This is a genomic window from Haloechinothrix sp. LS1_15 (genome assembly GCF_033042135.1).
Lineage (GTDB): Bacteria > Actinomycetota > Actinomycetes > Mycobacteriales > Pseudonocardiaceae > Haloechinothrix.
Genome location: NZ_WBXM01000003.1, coordinates 166,877 through 193,221 on the forward strand (window position 1 = coordinate 166,877; position 26,345 = coordinate 193,221).

Below are 26,345 nucleotides of genomic sequence, written 5' to 3' on the forward strand. Positions count from 1 at the left end.
GCTACACCTCCTTCGCGCCGAGCTCGGCGAGCTGCGCAGTGAACGTGGCTTCGGTCCACTCGCGACCATCCGGGGGACGCACGCCGGAAGCGTTGAGCGCGGCGACGACGCCGGGTAGGTCGTGGGTCCCCGAGCTGTAGATCGCTTCCAGCTCGTCGGCGAGCGCGTCGGCGTAGTTGGACGTGGGCGCGGTCCGGCTCTGAACCGGGTGCGGGTGCGGCGCCATGGATACTCCTAACGTTCTGCTCGGGCCTGGGCCAGGGCGTGCTCGCCACGTTCGGTCAGCACGGCCGGAGCACGGATGCCGGTCGGTCCGGCGGTTCTCGGGTTGATGTAGCCGTGCCGTGCCAGCCGGTGGGCGGTGCTCTGGTCACAGCAGGCCAGTCCGTCGATGAACAGGTCGGGTTCGCAGCTGACGGTGAGCTCGGCGCGGCCGAGGGCGACCGCGCGCAGCAGCGCGCGTTCCCGGTGGTTGAGCGGGGATCGTTGCTTCGGTGCGGTGGTTGCCACGGGGACACTGCCGGTCATGAGCGATCACCGCCCGGCGGTCTCGTCGAGGTCGAGTACGAGCTCGGGGGAGTGGCTGCGCGAGACACAAACCATCATGCTGTGGTTGCTGTCCCGCTCGGCCTCGCTCAGCACCGCGTCGCGGTGGTCGGGCTCGCCGGTCACCACCGGGGTCTCGCAGCTGCCGCAGACGCCTTCCCGACACGAGAAGGGCATGTCGAACCCGGCCTGCTGCAGCGCGTCGAGCACCGGGACATCGGGCTCGACACGCACGCGGGCGCCGGAACCGGCGCAGACCACGTCGAAGGCACCGGATTCCGCCTCGGTGCCGAGCCCGGAACCCACCCCGGCCCCGGCCTCGACCGGGTTGTCGGTCGTCGCGAGCCGGAACCGCTCGACGTGTAGCTCGACCCCGTCCGGGATGGCCTGCTCCACCGCGCTGATCAATGGCTCCGGGCCGCAGCAGTACACGGTGGTGCCCGGCTCGACCGTGGCCAGCCGCGCTGCGAGATCGCACGGCCCGCCGTGCTCGTCGTCGGCGTGCACGGACACGTGCTCGTCGCCGAACCCGGCCAGCTCCGACAGGAACGCCATCCGTTCCCGTGACCGGCCGCAGTACAGCAGCTGCCACCGGTCGCGCCGTGCGGGATCTTCCGCCAGCGCGCGCACCATGGGCAGCAGCGGGGTGATGCCGATGCCGCCCGCGATGAACAGGTACCGGCTGCTAGCTACGAGCGGGAAGTTGTTGCGCGGCCCGTCGACTTCGAGCACCGTTCCCGCGGTGAGTCGTTGGTGGATCCACTCGCTGCCGCCGCGGGAGTCGGGGGTGTGCAGCACCGCGACCGTCCAGCCGTCCTCGTCGGCGGGGTCACCGCACAGCGAGTACTGCCGCACAAGGCCGTTCGGCAGCCGCAGCCCGATGTGGGCTCCCGGCTCCCACGCGGGCAACGCGGCCCCGTCGATGTGCCGCAGCACCAGCTGAACCACACCGGAGGCGAGCCAGGTCGTCTGCTGCACCTGGACCTTCGTGCTCATGATCGCATCACCGGACCCGTTCTTGAGCGGTCTAGCTTCGATGCACGCCGTGCATCGGGGATGTGGGCGGGTAGGTCGGCAGCTCCGGCCGTTGCGCACCGATGATCACGCAGAACAGCGCGTCGGTGTCACCGATGTTGCGCAGGCTGCGGGGGACACCCGCTGGGACACGGATGAGATCGCGGTAGCCGAGCACGCGGCTGGCCGTCTTCGTTCCGTCGTCGACGTCGTGCACAGTGACCTCGAGCGTTCCTTCGAGGACGAAGAACACCTCCTCCACGTCGTGGTGAGTGTGCTCCGGGCCGATGGCGCCGACCGGCAGCCGCATGTTGGAGAAGGTGAAGTGCTCGGACGGCAGGATCCGGTTGTCGGTGGCGTGGTCGCCGGTGGCGCCGGAGCCGATGTAGCGGATCTGGGCGCGCTTGAACTGCTCGCCCGTCTGCGCCTGGAAACCGAGGGTGTCCCAGTCCTCGTGCCGGGTGTCCCGCCGGGCGATGCAGCTGTCGATCAGCTCGTTCAGTGCCGGGGTGGTGTCGGTTTCGGTGGGGCTCATCGGATTCAGCACCTCGCGCTCTGCTGGTTCGTCGGCTGCGGTGTCGTGCGGTGTGCGGCCGTCCCGCAGCTGGCTCTGGCTGTCGTCGTGAATAAATCTTAGATATAAATCAACTACTGCTAAGTGTTATAGCATCGAGCCGGGTGTGGTGCAACCATGTCGTGCCGATCGGCCGCGGGGGCTCCCCAAGCAGGTAACGGACCATGTCCCGGTGTCGTTTCCCGGCGGTCGCCGCCTGCGGGCGTGCGGTGCCGTACTTCCTGGACTTGGCTGACTAATTCTCTTAATGCTAAGTTAGTTGTGTCGTACTCGGAGGAGGTTTCAGGTGAGCGCACGCAGCACGGTGACAGGTGGCGGTGCCGGGGCCGAGCACATTCCCGTGGCGGGACAGTGGCGGGCGGGCACGGGGGAGTCGCTGCGGTCGGTCGATCCGGCCACCGGTGAACTGATCGCCACCGTCGCTGCGGCCGGAGTCGGTGATGTGGACGAGGCCGCGCGGAACGGCGCGGAGGTGGCAGCGGAGCCCTCCTGGCGCGAGATGCTGCCGCACCGGCGGGCGCGGTTCCTCGCGCGGGCGGCCGACCTGATCGAACGCGACCGGGACGAGCTGGCGTTGCTGCAGACCCGGGACACCGGCAAGCCGCTCGCCGAGGCCCGTGCGCTGGTTGACAGCGCCGCGGGCGCCTTCCGGTTCTACGCGTCGGTGCTGGAGACCAGCCAAGGGGTGGTCACCCCGCCGAGGGGGCAGCACCTGGCGATGAGCGTGCATGAGCCGGTGGGCGTCATCGGCGCGATCACGCCATGGAACTCACCTATCGCCAGCGACGCGCAGAAGCTGGCTCCCGCCTTGGCCGCGGGAAACGCGGTGCTGCTCAAACCCGCGGAGGCCACCCCGCTGGTTTCGCTGGCGCTCGCGCGACTGCTCGACGAATCGGGCCTGCCGCCCGGACTGGTCTCGGTGCTGCCGGGGCCGGGATCGGTCGTCGGAGACGCCATCGTGCGTCACCCCGCGGTCGGCAAGGTGTCCTTCACCGGGGGCACCGCCACGGGACGCGCGATCGGTCGTATCGCCGCCGACAAGGTGATGCCGGTGACCACCGAGCTCGGGGGGAAGTCGCCCACGATCGTGTGCGCCGACGCCGATATCGACCAGGCCGTCGCCGGGGTGCTGTTCGGCATCTTCTCCTCCAGTGGGCAGAGCTGTGTCGCCGGCTCACGCATCTTCGTGCACGCTGACATCTACGAGGAGTTCACGGCGCGGCTGGTCGCCGCCGCCCGCACGCTGCGGGTGGGTCCGGGGACCGACCCGGCGACCCAGGTCGGCCCGCTGGCGACCGTGGAGCATCGCGACCGTGTCGCCGCCATGGTCGACCGCGCACGGGACGAAGGGGCCATCGTGCTCTGTGGCGGACAGGCGCCGTCGGAGCCCGCGCTGTCGCGGGGGGCCTACTACCTGCCCACCTTGCTGGCCGGGCTGGCCAACGACGCCAAGACCTGCCAGGAGGAGATCTTCGGCCCTGTCGGGGTGCTGCTGCCCTTCAGCGGGGAGGAGGAGCTGGTGGCCGCCGCCAACAACACGGTCTATGGTCTCGCGTGCGGCATCTGGACGCGCGACTACCGCACCGCCTGGCGGCTGGCGCGGCGTGTCGAGGCAGGCACAGTGTGGATCAACACCTACAAGCAGTTCAGCATCGCGACCCCGTTCAGCGGAACCAAAGCCAGCGGGGTGGGGGTGGAGAAGGGGACCGACGGCATCAAGGCGTACATGCGACAGAAGAGCGTGTACTTCGGCCTCGATCCGGATCCGATCCCGTGGGCCGCACGGTAGGCACCGTAGGCAGGATAGGCGCCGGGCAAGGCCCGGTAGGTCAGGTGTCCTCGTCGGCCTGCGAGCGCATATCGGCCAGATCCAGCGACCGTTCCAGGCGGCTGAGCAGTCGAGCGAGGTGGGCGCGGTCGCCATGGGTGAGCCCTTCTAACATCCGCGCCTCGTTGGCGAAGTGGGCGGTGGCCACCTCGTCGACCACCGCGAGCCCCTTCTCGGTGAGCTCGACATAGACGATGCGGCGGTCCTCGGGGTCCCGTTCCCGGTTCACCAGCCCGACCGTCTGCAACTTGTCGACCCGTTGGGTGATTCCCCCGGTGGAAACCAGATCGATGTCGGCCAGCTTGCCCGCGGTGCACCGGTACGGGTGGCCGAGCCTGCGCAGCGCGGCGAGCACGCTGAACGAGGAGATGCTGAGGTCGTACTGCGTGAACAGTTGGGTGAGCTGTGCCTGGTAGCGATTGAACGCCCGGTGCAGCCTGCCGAAGACGGCCAGCCCCGAGGTGTCCAGATCGGGTCGCTCGCGTCGCCACTGCTCCAGCATGAGGTCGACCGCATCGGGTTCGGATCCGGCTCGTCGCGTCATAAACTGCCCCCACCACGGATAAGGTTCAAGCGTAAAATGCTCCACACTAAGATATCACGACCGAGGTGGCTGGTGGCTGCCGCGAACCCGGTGTCGCTCGTGTGATCGGTGGTTGGCCGGGAAAACGTGGAGCGGGTGACGGGAATCGAACCCGCACCGCCAGCTTGGAAGGCTGGAGCTCTACCATTGAGCTACACCCGCGTGCTGCCGGAACCGCAACCGGCGCGCACCCAGCTTAGCGCGTGGGGTTAGGCTTCTTGTGCACGGCCCGGGTACTCGCGGTCGGGCACGGTGTACATGGTGTACAACCGGGGTGTAGCGCAGCTTGGTAGCGCATCCGCTTTGGGAGCGGAGGGTCGCAGGTTCAAATCCTGTCACCCCGACTGCCTTAGGCACCCGGCGCGGTCGCCGCCTTGGCGTCGTGGCGCCACGACCGCGATCCCGTCCACCGGGAAACACGACCACTAGAGTCACAATCAAGTCAAAGTCACTGAATACGCTGAGGAGCATACGTTGAAGAGCACCGTCGAGCAGCTCAGCCCGACGCGCGTCAAGGTCAATGTCGAGGTGCCGTTCGACGAGCTGAAGCCGAATTTCGACCGCGCCTACAAGAAGATCGCCCAGCAGGTGCGCATCCCGGGTTTCCGGCCGGGCAAGGCCCCGGCGCCGGTGCTGGAGAGCAGGATCGGTCGGGCACCCGTGCTCGACGAGGTGGTCAACGAGGCCATTCCGGCGAAGTACATGGAGGCCATGCAGTCCAGCGAGGTCCAGACGCTGGGTAGGCCGGAGTTCGAGGTCACCCGGTTGGAGGATCGTGAGGTGCTCGAGTTCACCGCTGAGGTGGACGTGCGCCCGGATATCACCCTTCCGGATGTTTCCGACATCGCGGTCACGGTGGACGATGTCGAGGTCGGCGACAGCGATGTCGACGAGCAGCTCGACGAGCTGCGCGCCCGGTTCGGCACCCTGGCCGGTGTCGACCGCCCGGTGGCCGACGGCGACTTCGTCTCGATCGACCTGTCCGCCACGGTCGACGGCGAGGAACTCGAAGACGCCAGCACGAGCGGCCTGTCCTACCAGGTCGGCTCGGGTGACCTGGTCGAGGGCATCGACGAGGCGTTGACCGGGATGGAAGCGGGAGGCAGCACCACGTTCACCACCAAGCTGCTGGCAGGCGAGCACGTCGGCAGGGAGGCCGAGGTGACCGTGACGGTGCAGAGCGTCAAGGAACGCGAGCTTCCCGAGGCCGACGACGAGTTCGCGCAAATGGCCAGCGAGTTCGACACCATCGGTGAGCTGCGTGACAACCTGCGCGAGCGGATGAGCTACTACAAGCGCATGGAACAGGGCGTGCAGGCACGCGACAAGGTCCTCGAGGAGCTGCTGGAGCGCGTCGAGGTGCCGCTGCCGGAGTCCGTGGTGCAATCGGAGGTCGACGGCAGGTTGCAGGACGCGTTGCGCGAGGTCGGCGGCGACGAGAACGCCCTGGCCAGGTCGTTGGAGGCCGAGGGCAAGACCCGCGAGGACTATGAAGCCGAGGTGCGTGCCGAGGCTGAGAAGTCCGTGCGAACCCAGCTGCTGCTGGACGCCGTCGCCGAGCAGGAGGCTGTCGAGGTCGGCGAGCAGGAGTTGATGGAGCGCATCATGTACCAGGCGCAGCGCTTCGGCATCAGCCCCGACGAGTACGTGCAACGTGCCCAGCAGTCGGGCCAGCTCGGCGCGATCTATTCCGATGTCCGCCGGGGCAAAGCGCTGGCTTCGATCGTGCGCCGCACCACCGTCACCGACGAGTCCGGCAACGCCGTTGACCTCGACGAGCTGTTCGGCAGCGAAGATGCCGACGACTCCGAGAGCTCCGGCGATTCCGGGGACGCCGGTGAGCTCGCCGAGGACTCGGTGGAGACCGCCGACGAGGGCGGTTCCGCCGGGGACGAGGACTCCGAGGATGCCGAGGGTTCGGAAGGTGCCGCGAACGCGCGTTGAAGCTCTCAGCGAACGTGGGCGGTGCCAGGCATTCTGCACCGCCCACGTTCGTTAGGGTCGGTGGCACGATCTCGCGAGATGAATCCATCGGTTGAATCCATCAAGGCGCAGGACGCAAGACGGCTGACAGCCCTGGCAGTGCCAGGGGGATCACGGCAAGAAGGCAGGCAGACGTGACGCAGGACCCGACTTCCAGCATGCGCACGACAACGGCTGGAATGAATCTGACAGACTCGGTGTACGAGCGGTTGCTGCAGGAACGCATCGTGGTGCTCGGCTCCGAGGTCAACGACGACGTGGCCAACCGGATTACGGCCCAGTTGCTGCTGCTGGCCGCCGAGGACGCCGAATCCGATATCCGCTTCTACATCAACTCCCCGGGTGGCTCGGTGACCGCGGGGTTCGCCATCTACGACACGATGCAGCTCATCGAGCCGGATGTCGCGACCTACGCGATGGGGCTGGCCGCTTCGATGGGGCAGTTCCTGTTGTCCTCAGGGGCGCCGGGGAAGCGCTACTCGCTGCCGCACGCGAGGATCCTCATGCACCAACCCTCGGCAGGGGTGACCGGTACCGCATCCGATATCGCGATCCAGGCCGAGGTGTACGGCAAGTGGAAGTACGAGCTCGCCAAGATCACTGCCGAGCAGACCGGGCAGACCGTGGAGCAGATCATCGCCGATGGTGACCGCGACCGCTGGTTCACCGCCGAGGAGGCCAAGGAGTACGGGTTCGTCGACCACGTGCTGAGCCGCCAGAACCAGCTCGGCAACGGTACGTCCAGCAGCTGACCATCGAGCGGGCATGAGGAGAGAACCGTGAGCGAACTGAACCTTCCGCAGTCCCCCGGGCTGCGGCTCCCCCAGTCCAGGTACATCCTGCCGAGCTACATCGAGCGGACCAGCTACGGCGTCAAGGAGTCCAACCCGTACAACAAGCTCTACGAGGAACGCATCATCTTCCTCGGCGTGCAGGTGGACGACGCCTCGGCCAACGACGTCATGGCTCAGATGCTGCACCTCGAGCACGAGGACCCGGACCGTGACATCGCCATGTACATCAACTCCCCTGGTGGCTCGTTCACCTCGTTGATGGCGATCTACGACACGATGCAGTACATCAAGCCCGAGATCCAGACGACGTGCCTCGGGCAAGCCGCCTCCGCTGCCGCGGTGCTGCTGGCCGCCGGAACCAAGGGCAAGCGCATGGCGTTGCCGAACGCGCGGATGCTGATCCACCAGCCCGCGACGGAGGGTACCTGGGGTCAGGTCTCGGACCTGGAGATCCAGTCCAACGAGATCCAGCGGGTCCGCAGGCTCATGGAGACCACCCTGGCCAAGCACACCAACAAGACGGCCGATGAGGTCCGCAAGGACATCGAGCGGGACAAGATCCTGACCGCCGAGGAAGCGCGGGACTACGGCATCATCGACGAGGTGCTGCCCTACCGCAAGGGGTCGTTGACCGACTAACGGTTCGATTCCGAGACGCGTGTCGTCTGAGACACAGCGGGGGTCTCACGTCTAGGGTGAGCTCGCGGATGGTGCTCACCGCCGGCGCACTGTCGGTCACCGTCGGTTGGTTCCGACGGTGAGCACCATGCCGTGCCTCCGGGCGGACGGGACCCGTCACCTCGCGCACCTCCCATCGGGAGCGCGCGAGGGGTACCGTCGGTGTCGGTAGGTGTAGCAATGTAATCGAGCCCACGAGTCCAGCGCGAAGCTCAGCACGAGACGTCAGGTGTTCCCGGCGTCGGGGCACCGGAGGGGACGAGGTCAGCGGTCATGGCACGGATCGGCGAGGGCGGAGACCTGCTCAAATGTTCTTTCTGCGGGAAGAGCCAGAAACAGGTGAAGAAGCTCATCGCGGGTCCGGGCGTCTATATCTGCGATGAGTGCATCGACCTGTGCAATGAGATCATCGAGGAAGAACTCGCCGAGGCCGGTGACGTCAAGCTTGACGAATTACCCAAACCCGCGGAGATCCACGATTTCCTCGAGCAGTACGTGATCGGCCAGGACGAGGCCAAACGGTCGCTGTCGGTCGCCGTCTACAACCACTACAAACGCATTCAATCGGAGGGCAAGGCGGGCGCGAAGGACGCCAACGGCGAATCGGTCGAGGTGGCCAAGTCCAACATCCTGATGCTCGGCCCCACCGGGTGCGGCAAGACCTACCTGGCGCAGACGCTGGCCAGGATGTTGAACGTGCCGTTCGCGATCGCCGATGCCACCGCGCTGACCGAAGCGGGCTACGTCGGCGAGGACGTGGAGAACATCCTGCTCAAGCTGATCCAGGCTGCTGACTACGACGTCAAGCGCGCCGAGACCGGCATCATCTACATCGACGAGATCGACAAGGTGGCGCGCAAGTCGGAGAACCCGTCGATCACCAGGGACGTCTCGGGTGAGGGTGTGCAGCAGGCGCTGCTGAAGATCCTGGAGGGCACCACGGCCTCCGTGCCGCCGCAGGGTGGCAGGAAGCACCCCCACCAGGAGTTCATCCAGATCGACACCACCAACGTGCTGTTCATCGTGGCAGGCGCCTTCGCCGGGTTGGACCAGGTGATCAACGAGCGCGTGGGGCGGCGCGGCCTGGGCTTCGGCGCGGACATCCGCACCAGGTCGGAGAGCACCGGCGGCGACATCTTCGCCGAGACGATGCCGGAGGATCTGATCAAGTACGGCTTGATTCCGGAGTTCATCGGCAGGCTCCCGGTGGTGGCCAGTGTAACGAACCTGGACAAGGATTCCCTGGTCAGCATCCTCACCGAGCCGAAGAACGCGCTGGTCAAGCAATACAAGCGGCTGTTCGAGTTGGACAACGTCGAGCTCGAGTTCACCCAAACCGCGCTGGAGGCGATCGCCGACCAGGCCCTCCTACGTGGCACCGGAGCGCGCGGCCTGCGCGCGATCATGGAAGAGGTGCTGCAACAGGTGATGTACGACATCCCGAGCCGGGAGGACGTCGCGAAGGTCGTCATCACCGAACAGACGGTGCGGGAGAACGTGAACCCCACGGTGGTGTCCCGCCAGGCCGCACGCAGACAACGCAGCGGTGGCCAGCGCGGCGAGAAGTCGGCGTGATCGCCGCGTTCACCCGGTGACCCGCTCGGCGCGGGTGTAGACGTTCATACTGCCCTCGCGCAGGTATCCCACTAGCGTCATGCCGCGCTCGGCTGCGAGATCGACGGCCAGCGATGACGGTGCGGACGCGGTGGCAACCATCGCGACACCGGCCATCGTGGCCTTGCGGACCAGGTCGAACGACAGCCTCCCGGAGACCAGCATGCCGTTTCCGGCCACCGGAACGCGGTCGTGCATGAGCGCCCACCCCAGCACCTTGTCGGCGGCATTGTGCCGTCCGACGTCCTCGCGGGTGGCCAGGATCCGGCCCGTGGCATCGAACAGCGCGGCGGCGTGCAGTCCGCCGGTAGCGGCGAACCCCCTCCGGTGCTCGTCGAATGTGGTGGTCAGCTCGGCCAGCACCTCGGCATTGACAGTGAACGGGTCAGTGGAGGGAGCGAAGCGCGCGCGGTGTGCGACCCCGGCCGCTACGGAAGCGCCGCTGAGCGTGCAGGATGCTGCGTCCTGTGGATCGCCCACGGCGGTGAGCGGTGACGGCATGTCCGGCGCGAGTGCGATGTCGAGCACGTTGTAGGTGTTGCGGCCTTGCTCGTCGGTTCCCGCGCAGTAGCGCGCGGTGCGCACGTCCTCGCGGTCGGCGATGATCCCTTCGCCGAGCAGGTACCCGTGCGCCAGCTCCACGTCTTGACCGGGGGTGCGCATGGTCATCGCCAGCCGGACGCCCGCCAACCGCAGTTCGAGCGGCTCTTCGGCGGCGAGTCGATCCTGCCGCTGCCGCCGGGAGGTCGTGCTGACCGTGCTGATCGTGCTGACCGTGCTGATCGTGCTGATCGGTTTGCGGACGATGACCCTGCCCACCGTGGCACCCTCCGGATCGGTCGGGGCTCGCTGCATGCACGTGCGCCCACAGATAATCTGTCGGTCATGATGCTCGCTGAGGACCTGTTGCTGCTTTCCTACGACGACGATACGGGGCGCAGAATCGGGATGAGCAATCTCGAGTATGCCCTGGCCGGTGCCGTGCTCATCGAGCTGGTGGAGCACGGCAGGATCGATGTCGCTGGGGAGGACGACGCCTCGTTGCAGGTCTCGGTCGCCGACGACGCCCCGGTGGGGCATCGGGTGCTCGACGAGGCGCTGGCCACGGTGGCGGGCCTCGACGGGCACAAACCCAAGGACGCTGTGCTCGGGGTGAGTGGATCGTTGGCGACACGGTTGCTCGATGAGCTGACCGAACGGGGCATCGCCGATGGTGATGAGCAGGGTCGGGTACGGATCTTGCCGGTGAACCGTTGGCCGACCGAGGAATCGGGTCACGAGTACGACGTGCGGGCCCGGCTGCGGCGAGCGTTGGCCGAGGACGAGGAACCGGACGAGCGCACCGCTGCGCTGATCTCGCTGCTGGCCGCGATCGACGCGATGCCGCGGCTGACCGAACACGCTGATCGTTCGGCCCTGCGCAAGCGCGCGAAGACCATCGCCGAGGGCGAGTGGGCCCCTGGCGCGAGCAAGCGCGCCATCGAGGAGTTCACCGCCGTGGTGATGGTCGCGGCGCTGGCGCCCGCCGTGATGTCCGCGGGCGGCTAGCGAGCCGAAGGACTCCTTCGGTACAGGATGTGTACCCGAGGGGCCCTTCGGCTCGCACCCGGCCGCGTTCGGTGGGGACTTTCCCCAGGCGGCCGGTGGTCCACAGGCTGCGTCGTCGGGGGCTGTGCTCCGGGCGCGAGGTCGGTGACGGTGAGGCGGTGATTTCACCAGCAGTTGATGGGTACGACGTGGACGCCGCCGCGCCGAATCTGGTGCTGACTCGGGCCGAGCTGCACCAGCTCGGCGTGACGCAACGCATGATCTGGGCGCGGGTGCGACACGGCGGTCCGTGGCTGCGCCTGCTGCCCGGGGTGATCCTGCTGCGCAACGGGACCCCTACTCGCGCACAGGCGATCGACGGCGCCCTTCGTTACGCAGGCGAGGGAGCCGTTGTCACCGGGTTGGCCGCTGCGGGGCTGTACGGGCTGACCAAGTTCACGACAGGTGGACAGGTGCACCTGCTGATCCCGCAGGACCGGAAACGCGTCAGCGCGGGTTACGCACTCGTCGAGCGCACCACTCGAACCCCGGCGACGATCCTGCGGCAGGGTTTCCCCGTGGCCGAGCCCACCCGTGCGGTGTTGGACGCGGTCAGGCGAATGCGGGATCGCGCCGCCGTCGAGGCGTTGCTCGCCGAATCGGTGCAGCGTCGGTGGACCACGCCCCACCGCCTCCGCAGGGAGCTCGAGGACGGGTCCGATCGGGGCTCGGCGCTTCCCCGCGCGGTGCTGTCCGCCATCGAGTCGGGCGCCCGGTCCACGGCGGAAGCGCGGGGTGTCCAGCTGGCCAAACGCTCGGGGCTGCCGCCCATGCGCTGGAATGTGCGGCTGCGCACTCGCGACGGCCTGGCGCTGCCCACCCCGGACGGTTGGATCGACGACGTGTGCCTCGCCTGGGAGATCGACTCTTTCGAGTATCACCTCGCGCCCTCCGACTACGCGCGCACCTTGCGCAGGCACGCCGCCATGACGTCGCACGGCATCATCGTCGTGCACACCCTGCCGTCGCGGTTGACCTCCGAGCCCGAGGCAGTCATCGCGGAGCTGCGTGCCGCCTACGAGCAGGCCGCCCGGCGCCCGCGTCCCGACATCATCGCCGAGTGAACAGCGGTGGGGGACCGAGCCGAAGGTCTCCTTCGGTACATACTCGGCACCGGAGGCCCCCTTCGGCTCGCACCCCCGGACTGGAACACCGTCAGCAGGTGTCCTCGTCGCTGAGCGGGTTGTCCGGGTCGAAGTAGAACTCGTCCTGGTGCTCGAGCTCGTCACCGCCCAACGCGCGGTCGCTGTAGCTGGGGGCGAGATAGCCGTCTCCGGCGTCGTTACAGCCGATGGAGTAGAGGTGCCAGTCGCTTTCGCCCGGCCACACCCCGTGACTCCCTCCCCGGAAAGCGTCGCCCGCGACGACCTCATAGTTCTCTTCCGCCCGGAGCACGCTGACGATGTCCAGCGACCCGAGGATGCGGTCGGGTTCGTCGGTGTCGAAGGCGTAGGCGACGGACAGCGACAGCGAGAACTCCAGCACGCCGTCCTCACCGGGACTCACGGTCAGTTCCCCGGCCGTTTTCGGGGACGCGGGAAGGAGCTCATGATCGTCCGCGATACGCACCGTGTATCCGAACCCCTGGGAGGGGGATTCGGCTTCGGGGGCGATCTCCGTCCGCGCATCTGGAGCCAGGGTGTCCAGGTACCGCTCGATGTCGTGGTCCTCGATGACGCGGCGATCGAGATAGGCCGCTTCCAGCGTCGCCAGTACCTGCTCGGTGGCCGCGTCCACCTCGTCAGCGGTGAACGAACCGACCGGTTCCGGCTCGGGCGGTTCGATGCCGTCGATCCCGTCCCCCCATCCCGCGGCGGGAGTGCCGACGAACGGTTGGTGCAGCTGCACAGCGGCGTCGGGGATCTGGCGGGTCGGTGTCTCCTCGGGCGGCTCGCGCGGTACCTCGGTTTCCTCCGCGTCGTCGAGCCCGGCGAGGGCCATCACGGTGCCCCACTGCGTGACCACCGCGACCACTACCACCGGGGCGAGAATCATCGCCACCACCAGCCCCGCCGTGCGGTACCGGCGCGGCCGATTCGCGGCCCGCTGCCGCCTGTGCGCTCGCCGAGCCTGACGCCGAGCCGCCCGGCGCGCTCGGGAACGCTGCCATCCCGGTGTCCCTCGCCCGCGCAGGTCCGGGTGATCGTCGATACCGTCGGTGTTCACGAGAGCGACTCCCCCTGAGTGAGATGCGTCAGTTGTGTGTTCTGCACCTTATATGCTTATCGGTTCACTAAGAACAGCTTTGTTCGATCCGTTACTTCTGTCGTTCCTAGCGCGCGTGGCATCTGGGGCGGGACCGAGCCGAAGGCCTCCTTTGGTACACATCCGGTACCCGGGGACCCCTTCGGCTCGCACCTGCCGGTGGCGCGGAGCCGATCCCGTGGCCCGTGTCAACCCCTGCGACGTGCGGTTCGTAGACTGGCAAGCTGTGACCGAGAATGCAGCGCAGCCAGCGACCGAGCTCCCGTCCGCCTGGAACCCGGCCGAGGAAGAGGCCGCGATCTACCAGCGGTGGGTAGACGCGGGATACTTCACGGCCGACGCCGCGTCCGACAGGCCCCCGTTCTGCATCGTGCTGCCGCCGCCGAACGTCACCGGCAGCCTGCACATGGGCCACGCGCTGAACCACACGTTGATGGACGCGCTGGTGCGGCGGCGCAGGATGCAGGGCTACGAGGCGCTGTGGCTGCCTGGCATGGACCACGCGGGTATCGCGACGCAGAACGTGGTCGAGCGCGAGCTGGCTGAGCAGGGAGTTTCCCGTCACGACCTGGGCCGTGAGCGGTTCGTGGAGCGCGTGTGGGAGTGGAAGGAAACGTACGGGGGCATGATCCTCGACCAGATGCGCCGCCTCGGTGACGGCATCGACTGGTCGCGCGAGCGATTCACCATGGATCCCGGGCTGTCCCGCGCGGTACACACCATGTTCAAGCGCCTCTACGAGGACGGTCTCATCTACCAGGCGGAGCGGATCATCAACTGGTGTCCCCGCTGCCAGACCGCGCTATCCGACATCGAGGTCGACCACGCCGAGGTCGATGGGGAGCTGATCTCGATCCGGTACGGCGAGGGGGAGAAGTCGGTGGTGGTGGCCACCACGCGGGCCGAGACCATGCTCGGTGACACCGCGGTCGCGGTACACCCGGACGACGAGCGGTACACCCACCTCGTTGGCACCGAGGTCGAGCTGCCGCTGACCGGGCGACGCATCCCTATCATCGCCGATGCACAGGTGGATCCCGAGTTCGGCAGCGGAGCGGTGAAGGTCACCCCGGCCCACGACCCGAACGACTTCGCCATCGGCAGCAGGCACGAGCTGGCCATGCCGAGCATCATGGATGAACGCGCCGTGATCACCGCCTCCGGCCCGTTCGAAGGGCTGGACCGGTTCGAGGCGCGCCCTGCGGTGGTGGCCGCGCTCCGGGAGCGCGGCCGCATCGTCGACGAGAAGCGCCCGTACGTGCACGCGGTGGGGCACTGCTCGCGGTGTGACACCGCGATCGAGCCCCGGCTGTCGTTGCAGTGGTGGGTCAAGGTGGAGCCGCTCGCCCGTGCGGCCAGCGAGGCCGTGCGCGACGGGCGTACCGTCATCCACCCGCCCGAGCTTGCCAAGCGCTACTTCGACTGGGTCGACAACATGCACGACTGGACGATCTCGCGCCAGTTGTGGTGGGGACACCGCATCCCGATCTGGTACGGGCCCAACGGCGAGACCGTCTGTGTCGGTCCGGACGAGGAACCGCCGTCCGAGGACGGCTGGTACCAGGACGCCGACGTGCTCGACACGTGGTTCTCTTCGGGACTGTGGCCGTTCTCCACCCTCGGTTGGCCGGACGAGACGGCCGACCTGGCGCGGTTCTACCCGACCAGCGTGCTGTCCACGGGCTACGACATCCTGTTCTTCTGGGTGGCCCGCATGATGATGTTCGGGCTGTACGCCATGGACGGGGTGCAGCCCTTCGACCACGTGTACCTGCACGGGCTGATCCGTGACGCGGGCGGGAAGAAGATGTCCAAGTCGGCGGGCAACGTGATCGACCCGCTGGAGTGGATGAACAACTACGGTGCCGACGCGACCCGGTTCACCCTCGCCAGGGGAGCGACCCCCGGTAGTGATCTGGCGTTGGCCGAGGAATGGGTTGCCGGTGCCAGGAACTTCTGCACCAAGTTGTGGAACGCCACCAGATTCGCGCTGATGAACGGCGCCACCACCGCCCGACCGCTGCCCGATGCGGGCGAGATGACCGAGGCTGACCGGTGGATCCTTGGCAGGTTGGGTGAGGTGACCGCCGAGGTGGATGCGCAGTTCGAGCAGTTCCAGTTCTCCAAGGTCATCACGCAGCTCTACCACTTCACCTGGGACGAGCTGTGCGACTGGTACCTGGAGCTGGCGAAGGTGCAGATCGCCGAAGGCGGGGCGGCCACGACCCGCGCCGTGCTTGGGCATGTCTTCGACACCGTGCTGCGGCTACTGCACCCCTTCGTCCCGTTCGTCACCGAGCGGTTGTGGATCGCGTTGACCGGTGGTGAGTCCCTGGTCGTCGCCGACTGGCCCGGTGATCGCGCGGGCTACGCTGGCTACGCCGATGACGCGACGACCACCCGGATCGGCGACGTGCAGAAACTGGTCACCGAGATCCGGCGATTCCGCGCCGACCAGGGGCTCGGACCGGGGCAGCGGGTTTCCGCCCGGATGTCCGGCCCGGGCCTTGGCGATGTGGCGGGCCACGAGGCCGCGGTGCGTACCCTTACCCGGTTGACCGAGCAGGGGGAGGGGTTTTCGGCAGGCGCCGCCATCGAGGTGGGGCTGAGCGGCGGCAGCGTGCACGTCGAACTCGACCTCTCCGGGACGATCGACGTCGCCGCCGAGCGCAAGCGCCTCGAGAAGGATCTTGCTACGGCGCGTAAGGAGCTGGAACAAAACGACAAGAAGCTGACCAACCAGTCCTTTGTGGAAAAAGCGCCCGAAGAGGTCGTCGCGAAGGTGCGGGAGCGCAAGCGGGCCGCCGAGTCGGACATCGAGCGCATCGAGTCCCGGCTGGCGACACTTCCGTAAGGCGCGAGCCGCCGGAACCCGCCGGGAGATCCGGGCATCGTTCGGGCAGTCGATACGTGGGTTGGGAGTACATACCGTGCAGGATGAGCGCGATGAGGACGCGGTGCTGGACGAGCTGTCGGCCGAGCAGCTCGCCGCAGGCCCCATGCCGGACACGCCCGAGACGCCCGACGAACCGATCGAGCCGGATCCCGAGGTCGAGCAGCGTGCGCATGCCGAGCTGCGCAGCGTCGAGGCGGAGCTGAATCAACGCTGGGGCGAGACCAAGATCGCGCCCACCATCCAGCGCATCACCGCGTTGCTGAATATGGTGGGGGATCCGCAGCACAACTACCCGGTGATCCAGGTCGCGGGAACCAACGGCAAGGGGTCGGTGGTCCGCATGATCGAGGGGCTGTTGACCAGGATGGGGCTGCGTGTCGGCCGTTTCACGAGCCCGCACCTGCAGCTGGTGACCGAGCGCATCAGCGTCGACGGTGTACCCATCTCCGCGTCGACCTATGTGGACAGCTACCGGGATCTGGAGCCGTTCATCGGCATGGTGGACGACGCGCGCGCACCCGATGCGCCACGGATGACCAAATTCGAGGTGCTGAGCGCGATGGCGTTCTCCGTGTTCGCCGATGCCCCGGTGGACGTCGCCGTGCTGGAGACGGGCATGGGGGGAACCTGGGACGCCACCAATGTTGCCGAAGCGCAGGTCGCGGCGATCACGCCGGTGAGCCTGGACCACAGGGAGTACCTGGGTGATGATCTCGTGTCCATCGCGCGGGAGAAGGCGGGTGTCATCGGCAAGGAGGGGGTGGCCGTACTCGCAGAGCAGGAGCCCGATGCGCTGCGCACGCTGCTGGAGCGTGCGGTCGAGGTGGACGCCGCGGTGGCTCGCGCAGGTCAGGAGTTCGGCGTGCTGCGGCGGGAGAAGGGCGTCGGCGGGCAGCAGCTGAGCTTGCAGGGGCTCGGCGGGGTATATGACGACATCTTCCTCCCGGCCCACGGCGAGCACCAGGCGGCCAATGCCGCGCTGGCGCTGGCCGCCGTGGAGGCGTTCTTCGGTGCGGGCAAGGGCCGCCAGCTGGTGATCGAGGCGATCCGGGAGGGCTTCGCCGAGCTGGAACTGCCTGGCAGGCTGGAGCCGGTGCGGGGTGCTCCCACGGTGCTGCTGGATGCGGCGCACAACCCGCACGCTGCGCGGGCGCTGGCCACCGCCATCGACGCCGAGTTCGCGTTCCGCAGGTTGGTCGCGGTCGTGGCGGTGCTCGACGACAAGGACGTCACCGGCATCCTGGAAGCGATCGAGCCCGTGGTCTCCGACATCGTGGTCACCACCAACTCCTCGCCCCGGGCGGTGCCCCCGGAAAGGTTGGCGGAGATCGCGCGCCCCATCTTCGGCGAGGATCGGGTGCACGTCTCGCCGCGGCTGGACTCGGCCGTGGAGGCCGCGGTGACCCTGGTGGAGCACACCGACGATCCGGAGGAGCCGCTGGCTGGCGGCGGGGTGCTGATCACCGGCTCGGTCGTCACGGCTGGTGAGGCACGGGCACTGTTCGGGAAGGAACCAGCCTGATGGGCGAGGGCAGCACGGCGCAGCCGATCAAGGATCCGATGCGCTCGTTCCGCGGTGTCATGGCGGGCGCGTTGATCCTGCAGGTCATCGTGGTCGGCCTCGCTTTGCTGGTGGTCGCCGACCTCGGCGAGGGGGTGACGAGCTGGCAGGGCTGGGCGTTGTTCGGCGTGCTCGCCGGGCTGATCGCCTGCTGCGGGCTGCTGCGATACCGCTGGGTGGTCGCCGTGGTGTTCGTCCTCCAGGCGGTGCTGGTCGCTTTCCTGCCAGCGCTACCCGCCATCGGCGTGGTCGGGCTGCTGTTCGCGGGTGCCTGGATCTACATGCTGTGGTTACGCCGCGTGGTCGCCAGGCGCATGGCCGAGGGCACGCTGCCCGGTCAGCAGGCGTAGGGGGCGCTCAACGCGTTGCTGGCCGGTCCGGATGAATCGTTCCCGGAATGGATTCAGCCATCATGCCTGCTTTGCCCCGCTGTCACCTGTTAGTGTGACGCGTTAGCTTCGGCCCGGTCACAAGCAGGAGGAGCGGTAAGCAGGTGGGTACAGCGCTGCGGCACGATCCTGATGCGCGCCAGCCCGGTAATCCGAGCGACAGGCCCCGGCGGTCACTGCTGCGGCGCGCGGGCACGGCCGTCGGCCGTGTCGGCACGGAAACGCGGCGTAGCTGGTCGACCACGCCAGGCAGACTCACCATCATCGGGGTGGTGCTCGTGGCCCTGATCCTCGGTGCGGGCATCGTGGCCGCCACGTCGACCAGCGCCAAGGCGCAGGACACCGCGAACCTCGTCGAGCGGGACGAGCCGATCGCGGCCACCGTGCAGGAGGTGTACCGCGCGCTGTCCGACGCCGACGCGACCGCCGCGATGTCGTTCCTCGCGGCGGCCGACGAGCCGGAGGAGCTGCGCACGCGTTACGAGAACGACCTCGCGACCGTCGGCCCCTCGCTGGCGCTGGCCGGGTTCGACCCGGCGACGGATCCCGAAGCCTCCGGTGAGGTGTCGGTGGTCGTCCGGGACGTCCCCGTCTACGCCGAGTTGGTTGGCACGGCCAGGGCGAACAACCAGCAGGGCCTGCCCGTGGGAGCCGCCTACCTGCGGCAGGCCTCGCACCTGATGCGGGAACAGATCCTGCCCGCGGTGGAGGAGCTGTACCAGCTCCAACGGGAGCGGCTGTCCGACGCGCAGTCCGTGGCCACTGGGGTTCCGCTGGTGGCGACCGGGCTGGTGATCGTCGCGCTCGCCTGCCTGCTGCGCGCCCAGTCGCACATCAAGTGGCTGGTGAAACGGCGCTACAACATCGGGCTGGTGATGGCCACGGTTGCGTTGCTCGTCGGCCTGGGGTGGAGCGCGGTCGCGTTGACGGTTCAGGGCAATCATGTCGCCTCGGGCCAGCGTGCGGGCTCCGACCAGGTGGATGTGCTGGTGGAGACCCGGATCACCGCCCTGCAGGCCAGGGCCGACGAGCTGCTCGCGCTGATCGCGCGCGGTGACGGCGAGGCCTATGAGGACAGTTTCGCGGAGCTCGCCGAACAGGTCGGTGGCCAGGACGGCACCGGGGGCAGGCTGGGTGAGCTTCGCGACAACGCACCCGAGCAGCTCGCCGGACCCGTCGATGACGCCACCGAAGCCGCGGCTCGGTGGCTCGACACGCACGACAGGCTGGCAGAGCTGGTCGACGGCGGAGAGTATGCCAGGGCGGTCGATCTGGCTGTCGACACCCGCTCGTCCTACGGTGCCGGGGCAGCGTTCGAACGGCTGGACAGCAGCTTGGCCGAGGCGATCCAGGCGGGCAGGGAAGAGTTCGTGACCTCGACGGTGACCGGGCAACGCGCGCTGACCGCCTTGCCGGAAGGGTGGTTGGCGCTGGCGGCCGTCGGTGCCTGCGGGGTCGTCATCGGCATCCGACAGCGCCTCAGGGAGTACCGATGAGACGTTTCGTGATCGCTATCGCCGGTATCGCCGCGATCGCATTGGTGGCCGCGGGCTGCGGTCCGGTTGGCGAGCCACGCACGGTGGTGTCCGCGCCACCCGCGGAACGGCCCATGCCGGCCAACGCCGGGGTCACCGAGGAGCTTCCCGCCGCCGACGACGGGGACGAGCCCGACTGCGGTGACCCGACAGCGAGCCTGCCGCCGGACGGCACCGATGTGCCGGACGGATCCACCATGGCCGAGATCGTCGAGCGAGGGCATCTGACCGTCGGGATCGACCAGAACACCTACCTGTTCGGTTTCCGTGATCCGATCACGGGCGAGTTGGAGGGGTTCGACATCGACATCGCCCGCGAGCTCGCCGAGTCGTTGCTCGGTGACCGGGACAAGGTGCAGTTCCGGGGAGTCTCGGTTGCCGACCGCATACCGGCGTTGACCAGCGAATCCGTGGATGTCGTCGTGTTCATGATGACGATGAACTGCGAGCGGGCCGAGAAGATCGACTACTCGAGCGTGTATTACGTCGCGCATCAGCGGGTGCTGGTGCAGCAGGATTCCGGTTACTCCGGGTTGGAGGACCTCGGCGGCGAGGAGGTCTGCGCGCCGCGTGGCTCGACCTCCTCGGTCAATGTCGCCTCGGCCGATCCTCGGCCGGTGCTGGTTGAGGTGGACAGCATCTCCGACTGCCTCGTGCTGCTGCAGCAGGGTCAGGTGGAAGCGATCTCCACCGACGACACCATCCTCGCCGGCATGGCCGAGCAGGACCCGACGCTCGAGGTGGTCGGCGACCCGCTCAGCGACGAGCCGTACGGGATCGGGATCCCGCAAGGCAACGAGGACATGGTGCGTTACGTCAACGCCTTCCTGGAGGAGCTTCGTGAGAACCGTTGGCAGGAGCTCTACGCGGAGTGGTTGGAGCCCGCGTTGGGACCCGCGGATCCGCCGGAGCCCACGTACCGGTGACACTGCTCGGCACGCCAAGGGCGCGCCGGTGATCCCGGTGATGTGGGCTTTGGATGCGGATCGATATGACGGAGGAGGGCGGCATGGCTAGGTGTCCTCGCGTCGGTTGTGCGGGTGAGATCGACGAGGACGGATTCTGCGGCTCGTGCGGGCTGCAGGCGGACGATGCGGGCCGCGCGTCGACCCGCACCGACAGCGTGGCGACGTGGTCCAGCCCGTCGGTGACCACCAGCTCGGCACCCTCACAACCGGGATCGTCCGGGCGGGGAATGCTGGGCGCCGGGTTGGTGGAGGTGCCACCGGTGCCGTACCGGGATCCCGCCGAGGTGGTCATCACCGACCCGGAGGTGCCGGAGAACCAGCGGTTCTGCGCCCGCTGCCAGAGTCCGGTGGGGCGTTCCCGGCCGGGACGGCCCGCCCGCGCGGACGGGTTCTGTCCGCAGTGCGGTCAGCGCTACCGCTTCACCCCGGCTATGCAGCCGGGTGACGTGGTACACGACCAGTACGAGGTGCTGGGCTGCCTGGCGCACGGCGGGCTCGGCTGGGTGTACCTGGCGCGCGACCGGGCGGTGTCGGGACGTTGGGTGGTGCTCAAAGGCCTGATCGACAGTGCCGACGCCGATGCTACCGCCGCGGTGATCGCGGAACGCCACTTCCTGGCCAAGGTGGAGCACCCGAACATCGTCAAGATTCACAACTTCGTGCAGCAGAGCGAGTCCGACGGTGGCAGCACCGGCTACATCGTGATGGAGTACGTCGGCGGGCAGTCGCTGAAGGATCTCGTCAAGCAGCGGCGCCGGGAGGAAGGGCCGAGGGCGAGCCTGCCGATCGAGCAGGCGCTGGCCTACACCATCGAGGCGCTGCGCCCTATCGGATACCTGCACGACGAGGGCCTGCTGTACTGCGACGTCAAGCCGGACAACATGGTGCAGACCCAGGAGCTGCTCAAGATCATCGATCTCGGGGCGGTGCGGCACGTCGACGACATCTCGGCCGCGGTGTACGGCACCGTCGGCTACCAGGCGCCCGAGGTGGCCGAGCAGGGCCCGTCGGTGGCCTCCGACCTCTACGCCATGGGACGGACGCTGGCGGTGTTGTCGTTCCCGTTCGACTTCACCGGCCGCTATGCCACGCGGTTACCCCCGCCGTCCGAAGCGCCGCCGATGGCTGAGCACGAGTCGTTCCGCCGGGCGTTGCTGCGCGCTTGCCATCCCGACCCCGCGCGCCGGTTCGCCTCGGCCGCCGAAATGGCCGAGCAGCTGACGGGCGTGTTGCGGGAGGTCATGGCCGCATCCGACGGGCAGCCCAGGCAAGCGGCTTCGGCCTACTTCGGGCCGGAGCTGCGTGGGTTCGCCACCGGCGGTGAGAGTGAACCTCGGAAGTACCGGGACGACGACCGGAGTGCGCAGGCGAGCGCGGCAGCGGACGGCGACGTGCCCACCGAACAGCGCCAGCTGCGGCCGCTGCGGCCGGTGGATCGTACCGAGGTGGCGCGGGAGCTTCCGGTGCCGAGGGTCGATATCACCGATCCCGCCGCCGAGTTGCTGACCACCCTGGCCGCTGCCTCACCCGCGGAGCTGCTTGAGTCGCTGCACGATGTCCACCCCACGAGCGAGGTGCAGCTTCGCAGGGTGCGCGCGCTGATCGAACTGGACGATCATGACCAGGCCTGGCGGCAGGCCGAGCTGCTGGCGGATGCGAACTCGTGGCGGGCGCGCTGGGCAGTGGGGTTGGCCGCGCTGGCGGTCGATCTCCCCGAACGGGCGCGCGGCGAATTCGACGCTGTGCTGGGAGAGTTGCCCGGCGAGCTCGCTCCCAAGCTGGCACTGGCGGTGTGCGCTGAGCTGCTCGACGATCGGACCGATGCCGAGCATTACTACCGCCTCGTGTGGCGCACCGACCGCTCGTTCGTCAGCGCGGCGTTCGGGCTCGCCCGTGTCCTGCTGCGCGACGGCGAGCGCGCCGAAGCCGCGGCCGTGCTGGGCTCGGTTCCGCCTTCGTCGGCGCACCATCTCGCGGCGGCCGTAGCGGCCGTGCGGGTGGGCACGGTGACCGCCGATACCGACGTGTTGACCGCCGAAGACCTCGCCGCGGCGGGCAAACGGCTCGCCGATCTCGATCTCGACGAGGCCAGCCAGGCCCAGGTGGAGACCGAGCTGTTGGAGTCGGCGCTGCGGTGGACGCTCGAGCGAGGGGACGGGCACGGCGACCACGTCGAGGTCCTCGGGTGTTCGCTGACCGAGCATCCGCTACGGCGCGCCCTCGAACACCGCTATCGGGTCCGTGCCCGCTACGCGGGCAGCCTACGGGAGCGGTACGCGCTGGTCGACCGGGCCAATCACGTACGTCCTTGGACTCGAACGTGACCACGACGCAATGCCCTGCTTGCCATGAGCCGGTCTGGCGCGAGGACGTGTTCTGCGAGGCTTGCGGCGAGCGGCTCGCTACGGGTCCCGCGGCGACACCGTACGCGGCGCCCGCCGCCCATCCGATGCCACCGCCCGCACCCCCACCACCGCCCGTACCGGCAGCGCCGCCCACATCGGCAATCGATCCCGCGCCCGACGGCGAGCCCGCTGCGGCTCTCCAGGCCGAGCGTGGCGCCGATCCGCCTCCCGATCCGCCTGCCGAACCCGCCGGTGTCGCGACCGAGCTGCCGAGCGGTGCCGACGCGCCCGCGCGGACCGAGATCGTGTGGCCCGCGACGGAACCTCCGGGTGAGGCATCGCCACCGGCGCGGGGAGCAGGCCCGCGGTTCACGGTGACCCCGGTGGGCGGCGCCATCGACGACCGGGAGCAGTGCGTCCATTGCGCGCATCCCACCGTCGACGAGGACGGCTACTGCGAGCAGTGCGGGCTTCGCCAGCCGGTCGGCAGGGAGCGGATGTCGGCCGATCTTGGGGTGGTCGCTGGAGTCAGCGACCGGGGAAGGGTGCGTGACTCGAACGCCGACGCCATGGCGTTCGGGTTCACCGGCGAATCCGCGCGTCCCGATCACGTCGTGGCCATCGTCTGCGACGGTGTCGGTTCCGGCGCGCACTCCGGGCAAGCGGCGCAGGACGCCGCCGACGCGGGCGCGGCCGAACTGCTCGGGTGTCTGGCCGACGGGCTGGACCCGAGGAAGGCGAGCACCATGGCGATGGCTGCCGCTGCGGACGCGGTCACCAGCCTCGCTGGTGGGGGCCTCGACGAGGTGGACGCACCGGCGACCACCTATGTCTCGGTGGTGGCCACCTCCACTGAAGTGACGGTGGCGTGGCTGGGGGACAGCCGCGCGTACTGGGTGGCGGCAGGGACGCGGGACACCACGGCGGCCACCGACGGCAGCGTGGTCGACGGCGCCGCGTGCCTGACCATCGACCACACGGTGCGCAACTCCTACCTCGCCGACGGGACGAGGGCGGCGCATACGCTCACCCGTTGGCTCGGTGCCGACTCCGATGGCATGGACCCGCAGATCGTCACGGTCCACCCTGCCCGGCCGGGGGTGGTCGTGCTGTGCACCGACGGGCTGTGGGGGTACTTGGGTGACCCGGCCGAGCTGGCCGCCGAGATCCTCGGCCACCGTGACGCCGCCGAAGCTACGCTGGGCCTGGTGGAGTACGCGCTGGCCAGTGGAGGCCGCGACAACGTGGCGGTGATTGCCTTGCCCTTTCCGGCTGCGGGAGGGTGGCCGTGATGCGCCAGTCACATTTTGATGTCGAGATCGCGCAGAACCGATACCTGCCTCGCGGGGCCGACACGGTCGACGCGATCGTGTCGGTCACCGCGCACCCTTCCGCTGACCACCAGGTCTCACCCTCCACCGCCGCGGTGATCATGCTCGACTGCTCGGCCTCGATGTACCGGCCGAGCAAGCTCGCGGCCGCCAAGCGCGCCGCGCACGCCGCGATCGACAGCCTGCGCGACGGGGCCGGGTTCGCCATCGTGGCAGGCACGCACGAGGCCACCATGATCTACCCGAGCGAGCAGGCGTTGGCCGTGGCAGGCGAGGAGACACGGCGGGCAGCCAAGCGCGCGGTCGACGACCTCGGCGCGGGGGGCGGGACGGCGATGAGCCGGTGGCTGCGTGCCGCGGCCGAGCTGTTCGACGGCAGCGAGTACGAGCTGCGGCACGCCATACTGCTCACCGACGGGCGGAACACCTCCGAATCCCCGGAAGCCCTCACCACGACGCTGGCGGATCTGCGGGACCGCTTCCGCTGCGACTGCCGCGGTGTGGGTACCGATTGGCTGGTCAGCGAGCTACGTCAGATCGCGGAAGCCATGCTCGGTACCGTGGATATCGTCGCCGAACCCGAGGACCTGGTGGCGGATTTCACCGCCATGATCGAACGGGCGATGCGGCTATCCGTGCCGGATGTGGCGCTGCGGCTGTGGACGCCGAAAGATGCCGAGGTCACGCTCGTGCGCCAGGTCGACCCTTCGGTGCTGGATCTCACCACTCACGGCGAGCCGGCCAAGGCACAGGCGACCGACTACCCAACCGGGGCGTGGGAGGCTGAGACCCGTGCGTTCCAGGTACGCATCGCGGTGCCCGCAGCCGGGGTCGGCGACACCATGCTGGCCTGCCGGGTCAGCGTCGTCGGCCCTGACGGTGATGTGCTCGGCAACGGCAAGGTGCTCGCCACGTGGACCGACGACCCCGCTTACTACGGGGTGCTCGACCCGCAGGTCGCCCACTACACCGGCCAGGTCGAGCTGGCGACGGCCATCCAGCACGGGCTGGACGCCCACCGGGCGGGGGATCTGGACACCGCTACCCACAAGCTGGGACGCGCGGTCGCGTTGGCCTCCCTGTCCGAGCACGCGGAGACGATGAAGCTGCTGTCCAAGGTGGTGGACATCGAGGATGCCGAGCGGGGGCGGGTGCGGATCAAACCGTCGGTGGACACCCTGGACCACATGACGCTCGACACCCGCTCGGTGGTGACCACGCGGATGCGCAGACAACAGTGACGGCGGTCCGGCGCGGGATGCCGGGGTGTGAGCCGGGCGCCGCGCCGCCCACTCATCCGGTGCACCTGCCGGCACGGCGGGTACCCGCGGCATCGTAGGCTGCTGGAGAACATCCGACGTGAACGGAAGGGAACGGATCGATCGTGACCGAGCGTACGTTTGTCCTGGTCAAGCCCGACGCTGTCAGCAAGGGACTCGTCGGTGAGGTGCTTTCCCGTATCGAGCGCAAGGGGCTCACCATCGTCGCGCTGGAGCTGCGTCACGTGCCGCGCTCGCTCGCCGAGGAGCACTATGTCGAGCACCGGGACAAGCCGTTCTACGAGGACCTCCTGGAGTTCATCACCTCGGGTCCCGTGGTCTGTGCCGTGGTCGAGGGGCCGCGTGCGGTGGCCGCGTTCCGGCAGCTCGCAGGCGGAACCGATCCGGTGGACAAGGCCGCGCCGGGGACGCTGCGCGGCGACTACGGCCTCGAGGTGCAGTACAACCTGGTGCACGGTTCCGACTCGCCGGAGTCGGCCGAGCGCGAGCTGAAGCTGTGGTTCCCTGACCTGTGACCACCGCCCGCTCGGGCCGCTCCGTGCTGTCGGGACGCTGTCGGGACGGGGCGTTAGGCTCGCCGCGGCTGGGGGTCGGGCGTATTGACCTCCACCGCGCGCGAAGGGGCAAGGTGGTG

General features: G+C 68.5%; 23 protein-coding genes and 2 tRNA genes. 17 read left to right on the forward strand and 8 right to left on the reverse strand.

The features are described 5' to 3' along the window. Position 1: 1 nt before the first annotated feature. The 4 genes from F8178_RS05960 to F8178_RS05975 are packed head-to-tail and all read right to left on the reverse strand — an operon-like array spanning position 2 to position 2,095. Positions 2–226: a recombinase-like helix-turn-helix domain-containing protein gene (locus tag F8178_RS05960; protein ID WP_317493651.1), complete on the reverse strand. Its 225-nt coding sequence runs from the start codon at positions 224–226 to the stop codon at positions 2–4. Positions 227–234: 8 nt separating this feature from the next. Beyond that, on the reverse strand, positions 235–528 hold the full coding sequence (locus tag F8178_RS05965; RefSeq protein WP_317493652.1) for a hypothetical protein: 294 nt from the start codon (positions 526–528) through the stop codon (positions 235–237). 6 nt (positions 529–534) lie between these two features. Then, positions 535–1,542 (reverse strand): PDR/VanB family oxidoreductase, encoded by a 1,008-nt coding sequence (locus tag F8178_RS05970; protein ID WP_317493653.1) that lies wholly within the window; start codon positions 1,540–1,542, stop codon positions 535–537. A 31-nt stretch (positions 1,543–1,573) separates the two neighbouring features. Then, the gene (locus F8178_RS05975; RefSeq protein ID WP_317493654.1) at positions 1,574–2,095 is read right to left on the reverse strand and encodes a cupin domain-containing protein; all 522 of its coding nucleotides are present in this window, start codon (positions 2,093–2,095) and stop codon (positions 1,574–1,576) included. Between the two features lie 325 nt (positions 2,096–2,420). Here F8178_RS05975 and F8178_RS05980 point away from each other — a divergent pair, with 325 nt between their 5' ends. Beyond that, a complete protein-coding gene (locus F8178_RS05980) occupies positions 2,421–3,923 on the forward strand; it encodes an aldehyde dehydrogenase (protein ID WP_317493655.1) in 1,503 nt (500 codons plus the stop codon). A 40-nt stretch (positions 3,924–3,963) separates the two neighbouring features. Here F8178_RS05980 and F8178_RS05985 read toward each other — a convergent pair whose 3' ends face one another. Both F8178_RS05985 and F8178_RS05990 read right to left on the reverse strand, forming a co-directional pair. Next, complete coding sequence (locus F8178_RS05985) at positions 3,964–4,506, reverse strand: MarR family transcriptional regulator (RefSeq protein WP_317493656.1); 543 nt, start codon at positions 4,504–4,506, stop codon at positions 3,964–3,966. A gap of 127 nt (positions 4,507–4,633) precedes the next feature. Continuing rightward, positions 4,634–4,707 (reverse strand) — tRNA-Gly (locus F8178_RS05990). Between the two features lie 108 nt (positions 4,708–4,815). Here F8178_RS05990 and F8178_RS05995 point away from each other — a divergent pair. The 5 genes from F8178_RS05995 (at position 4,816) to clpX (ending at position 9,575) form a co-directional block, all read left to right on the forward strand. Then, positions 4,816–4,889 (forward strand) — tRNA-Pro (locus F8178_RS05995). 130 nt (positions 4,890–5,019) lie between these two features. Next, positions 5,020–6,489, forward strand: a complete 1,470-nt coding sequence (gene tig, locus F8178_RS06000; protein ID WP_317493657.1) for a trigger factor — start codon at positions 5,020–5,022, stop codon at positions 6,487–6,489. A 197-nt stretch (positions 6,490–6,686) separates the two neighbouring features. Continuing rightward, positions 6,687–7,280 carry an ATP-dependent Clp protease proteolytic subunit gene (locus F8178_RS06005; RefSeq protein ID WP_317493658.1) on the forward strand — a complete coding sequence of 198 codons (594 nt, stop codon included), beginning with the start codon at positions 6,687–6,689 and terminating at the stop codon, positions 7,278–7,280. Between the two features lie 27 nt (positions 7,281–7,307). Further along, positions 7,308–7,961: an ATP-dependent Clp protease proteolytic subunit gene (locus F8178_RS06010; protein ID WP_317493659.1), complete on the forward strand. Its 654-nt coding sequence runs from the start codon at positions 7,308–7,310 to the stop codon at positions 7,959–7,961. 312 nt (positions 7,962–8,273) lie between these two features. Continuing rightward, positions 8,274–9,575 carry an ATP-dependent Clp protease ATP-binding subunit ClpX gene (gene clpX / locus F8178_RS06015; protein WP_317493660.1) on the forward strand — a complete coding sequence of 434 codons (1,302 nt, stop codon included), beginning with the start codon at positions 8,274–8,276 and terminating at the stop codon, positions 9,573–9,575. Between the two features lie 9 nt (positions 9,576–9,584). Here clpX and fdhD read toward each other — a convergent pair whose 3' ends face one another. Continuing rightward, positions 9,585–10,433, reverse strand: coding sequence for a formate dehydrogenase accessory sulfurtransferase FdhD (gene fdhD / locus F8178_RS06020; RefSeq protein ID WP_396345079.1), 849 nt, complete (start codon positions 10,431–10,433; stop codon positions 9,585–9,587). Positions 10,434–10,499: 66 nt separating this feature from the next. Here fdhD and F8178_RS06025 point away from each other — a divergent pair, with 66 nt between their 5' ends. Together F8178_RS06025 and F8178_RS06030 are read left to right on the forward strand one after the other, a co-directional pair. Further along, the gene (locus tag F8178_RS06025; protein ID WP_317493662.1) at positions 10,500–11,162 is read left to right on the forward strand and encodes a GPP34 family phosphoprotein; all 663 of its coding nucleotides are present in this window, start codon (positions 10,500–10,502) and stop codon (positions 11,160–11,162) included. A gap of 158 nt (positions 11,163–11,320) precedes the next feature. Continuing rightward, complete coding sequence (locus tag F8178_RS06030; RefSeq protein WP_317493663.1) at positions 11,321–12,265, forward strand: type IV toxin-antitoxin system AbiEi family antitoxin; 945 nt, start codon at positions 11,321–11,323, stop codon at positions 12,263–12,265. 91 nt (positions 12,266–12,356) lie between these two features. On the opposite strand, the gene F8178_RS06035 is transcribed toward F8178_RS06030, so the two are convergent. Then, complete coding sequence (locus F8178_RS06035) at positions 12,357–13,367, reverse strand: hypothetical protein (protein WP_317493664.1); 1,011 nt, start codon at positions 13,365–13,367, stop codon at positions 12,357–12,359. Between the two features lie 265 nt (positions 13,368–13,632). On the opposite strand from F8178_RS06035, the gene F8178_RS06040 reads away from it, so the two are divergent. The 9 genes from F8178_RS06040 to ndk all read left to right on the forward strand — a co-directional run bounded on the left by F8178_RS06040 (position 13,633) and on the right by ndk (position 26,226). After that, entirely contained in the window at positions 13,633–16,260 is a 2,628-nt protein-coding gene (locus tag F8178_RS06040) for a valine--tRNA ligase (protein ID WP_317493665.1), read from the forward strand. A 145-nt stretch (positions 16,261–16,405) separates the two neighbouring features. Continuing rightward, a complete protein-coding gene (locus F8178_RS06045) occupies positions 16,406–17,824 on the forward strand; it encodes a folylpolyglutamate synthase/dihydrofolate synthase family protein (RefSeq protein ID WP_317493899.1) in 1,419 nt (472 codons plus the stop codon). Then, on the forward strand, positions 17,824–18,213 hold the full coding sequence (locus F8178_RS06050; protein ID WP_317493666.1) for a DUF4233 domain-containing protein: 390 nt from the start codon (positions 17,824–17,826) through the stop codon (positions 18,211–18,213). The genes F8178_RS06045 and F8178_RS06050 overlap by 1 nt, the downstream gene beginning before the upstream one ends. Before the next feature lie 143 nt (positions 18,214–18,356). After that, positions 18,357–19,748 carry a hypothetical protein gene (locus F8178_RS06055; RefSeq protein WP_317493667.1) on the forward strand — a complete coding sequence of 464 codons (1,392 nt, stop codon included), beginning with the start codon at positions 18,357–18,359 and terminating at the stop codon, positions 19,746–19,748. Next, positions 19,745–20,713, forward strand: coding sequence for a glutamate ABC transporter substrate-binding protein (locus F8178_RS06060; protein WP_317493668.1), 969 nt, complete (start codon positions 19,745–19,747; stop codon positions 20,711–20,713). The genes F8178_RS06055 and F8178_RS06060 overlap by 4 nt, the downstream gene beginning before the upstream one ends. 83 nt (positions 20,714–20,796) lie before the next feature. Then, positions 20,797–23,079: a tetratricopeptide repeat protein gene (locus F8178_RS06065; RefSeq protein WP_317493669.1), complete on the forward strand. Its 2,283-nt coding sequence runs from the start codon at positions 20,797–20,799 to the stop codon at positions 23,077–23,079. Further along, positions 23,076–24,392 carry a protein phosphatase 2C domain-containing protein gene (locus F8178_RS06070; RefSeq protein ID WP_317493670.1) on the forward strand — a complete coding sequence of 439 codons (1,317 nt, stop codon included), beginning with the start codon at positions 23,076–23,078 and terminating at the stop codon, positions 24,390–24,392. Before F8178_RS06065 ends, F8178_RS06070 begins: the two co-directional genes overlap by 4 nt. Further along, positions 24,392–25,672: a VWA domain-containing protein gene (locus F8178_RS06075; protein WP_317493671.1), complete on the forward strand. Its 1,281-nt coding sequence runs from the start codon at positions 24,392–24,394 to the stop codon at positions 25,670–25,672. The genes F8178_RS06070 and F8178_RS06075 overlap by 1 nt, the downstream gene beginning before the upstream one ends. A 143-nt stretch (positions 25,673–25,815) precedes the next feature. Then, positions 25,816–26,226: a nucleoside-diphosphate kinase gene (gene ndk / locus F8178_RS06080; protein WP_317493672.1), complete on the forward strand. Its 411-nt coding sequence runs from the start codon at positions 25,816–25,818 to the stop codon at positions 26,224–26,226. Positions 26,227–26,345 lie beyond the last annotated feature (119 nt).

Excerpts from the sequence above, each read along its gene's own strand:
- F8178_RS06075 (WP_317493671.1), top strand. The coding sequence starts at position 24,392 with ATGCGCCAGTCACATTTTGATGTCGAGATCGCGCAGAACCGATACCTG.
- F8178_RS06065 (WP_317493669.1), top strand. The coding sequence starts at position 20,797 with ATGGCTAGGTGTCCTCGCGTCGGTTGTGCGGGTGAGATCGACGAGGAC.
- F8178_RS06050 (WP_317493666.1), top strand. The coding sequence starts at position 17,824 with ATGGGCGAGGGCAGCACGGCGCAGCCGATCAAGGATCCGATGCGCTCG.
- F8178_RS05975 (WP_317493654.1), bottom strand. The coding sequence starts at position 2,095 with ATGAGCCCCACCGAAACCGACACCACCCCGGCACTGAACGAGCTGATC.
- F8178_RS05960 (WP_317493651.1), bottom strand. The coding sequence starts at position 226 with ATGGCGCCGCACCCGCACCCGGTTCAGAGCCGGACCGCGCCCACGTCC.
- F8178_RS06060 (WP_317493668.1), top strand. The coding sequence starts at position 19,745 with ATGAGACGTTTCGTGATCGCTATCGCCGGTATCGCCGCGATCGCATTG.
- F8178_RS06045 (WP_317493899.1), top strand. The coding sequence starts at position 16,406 with ATGCCGGACACGCCCGAGACGCCCGACGAACCGATCGAGCCGGATCCC.
- F8178_RS05965 (WP_317493652.1), bottom strand. The coding sequence starts at position 528 with ATGACCGGCAGTGTCCCCGTGGCAACCACCGCACCGAAGCAACGATCC.
- F8178_RS06025 (WP_317493662.1), top strand. The coding sequence starts at position 10,500 with ATGATGCTCGCTGAGGACCTGTTGCTGCTTTCCTACGACGACGATACG.
- F8178_RS05970 (WP_317493653.1), bottom strand. The coding sequence starts at position 1,542 with ATGAGCACGAAGGTCCAGGTGCAGCAGACGACCTGGCTCGCCTCCGGT.
- clpX (WP_317493660.1), top strand. The coding sequence starts at position 8,274 with ATGGCACGGATCGGCGAGGGCGGAGACCTGCTCAAATGTTCTTTCTGC.
- F8178_RS05985 (WP_317493656.1), bottom strand. The coding sequence starts at position 4,506 with ATGACGCGACGAGCCGGATCCGAACCCGATGCGGTCGACCTCATGCTG.
- F8178_RS06005 (WP_317493658.1), top strand. The coding sequence starts at position 6,687 with ATGCGCACGACAACGGCTGGAATGAATCTGACAGACTCGGTGTACGAG.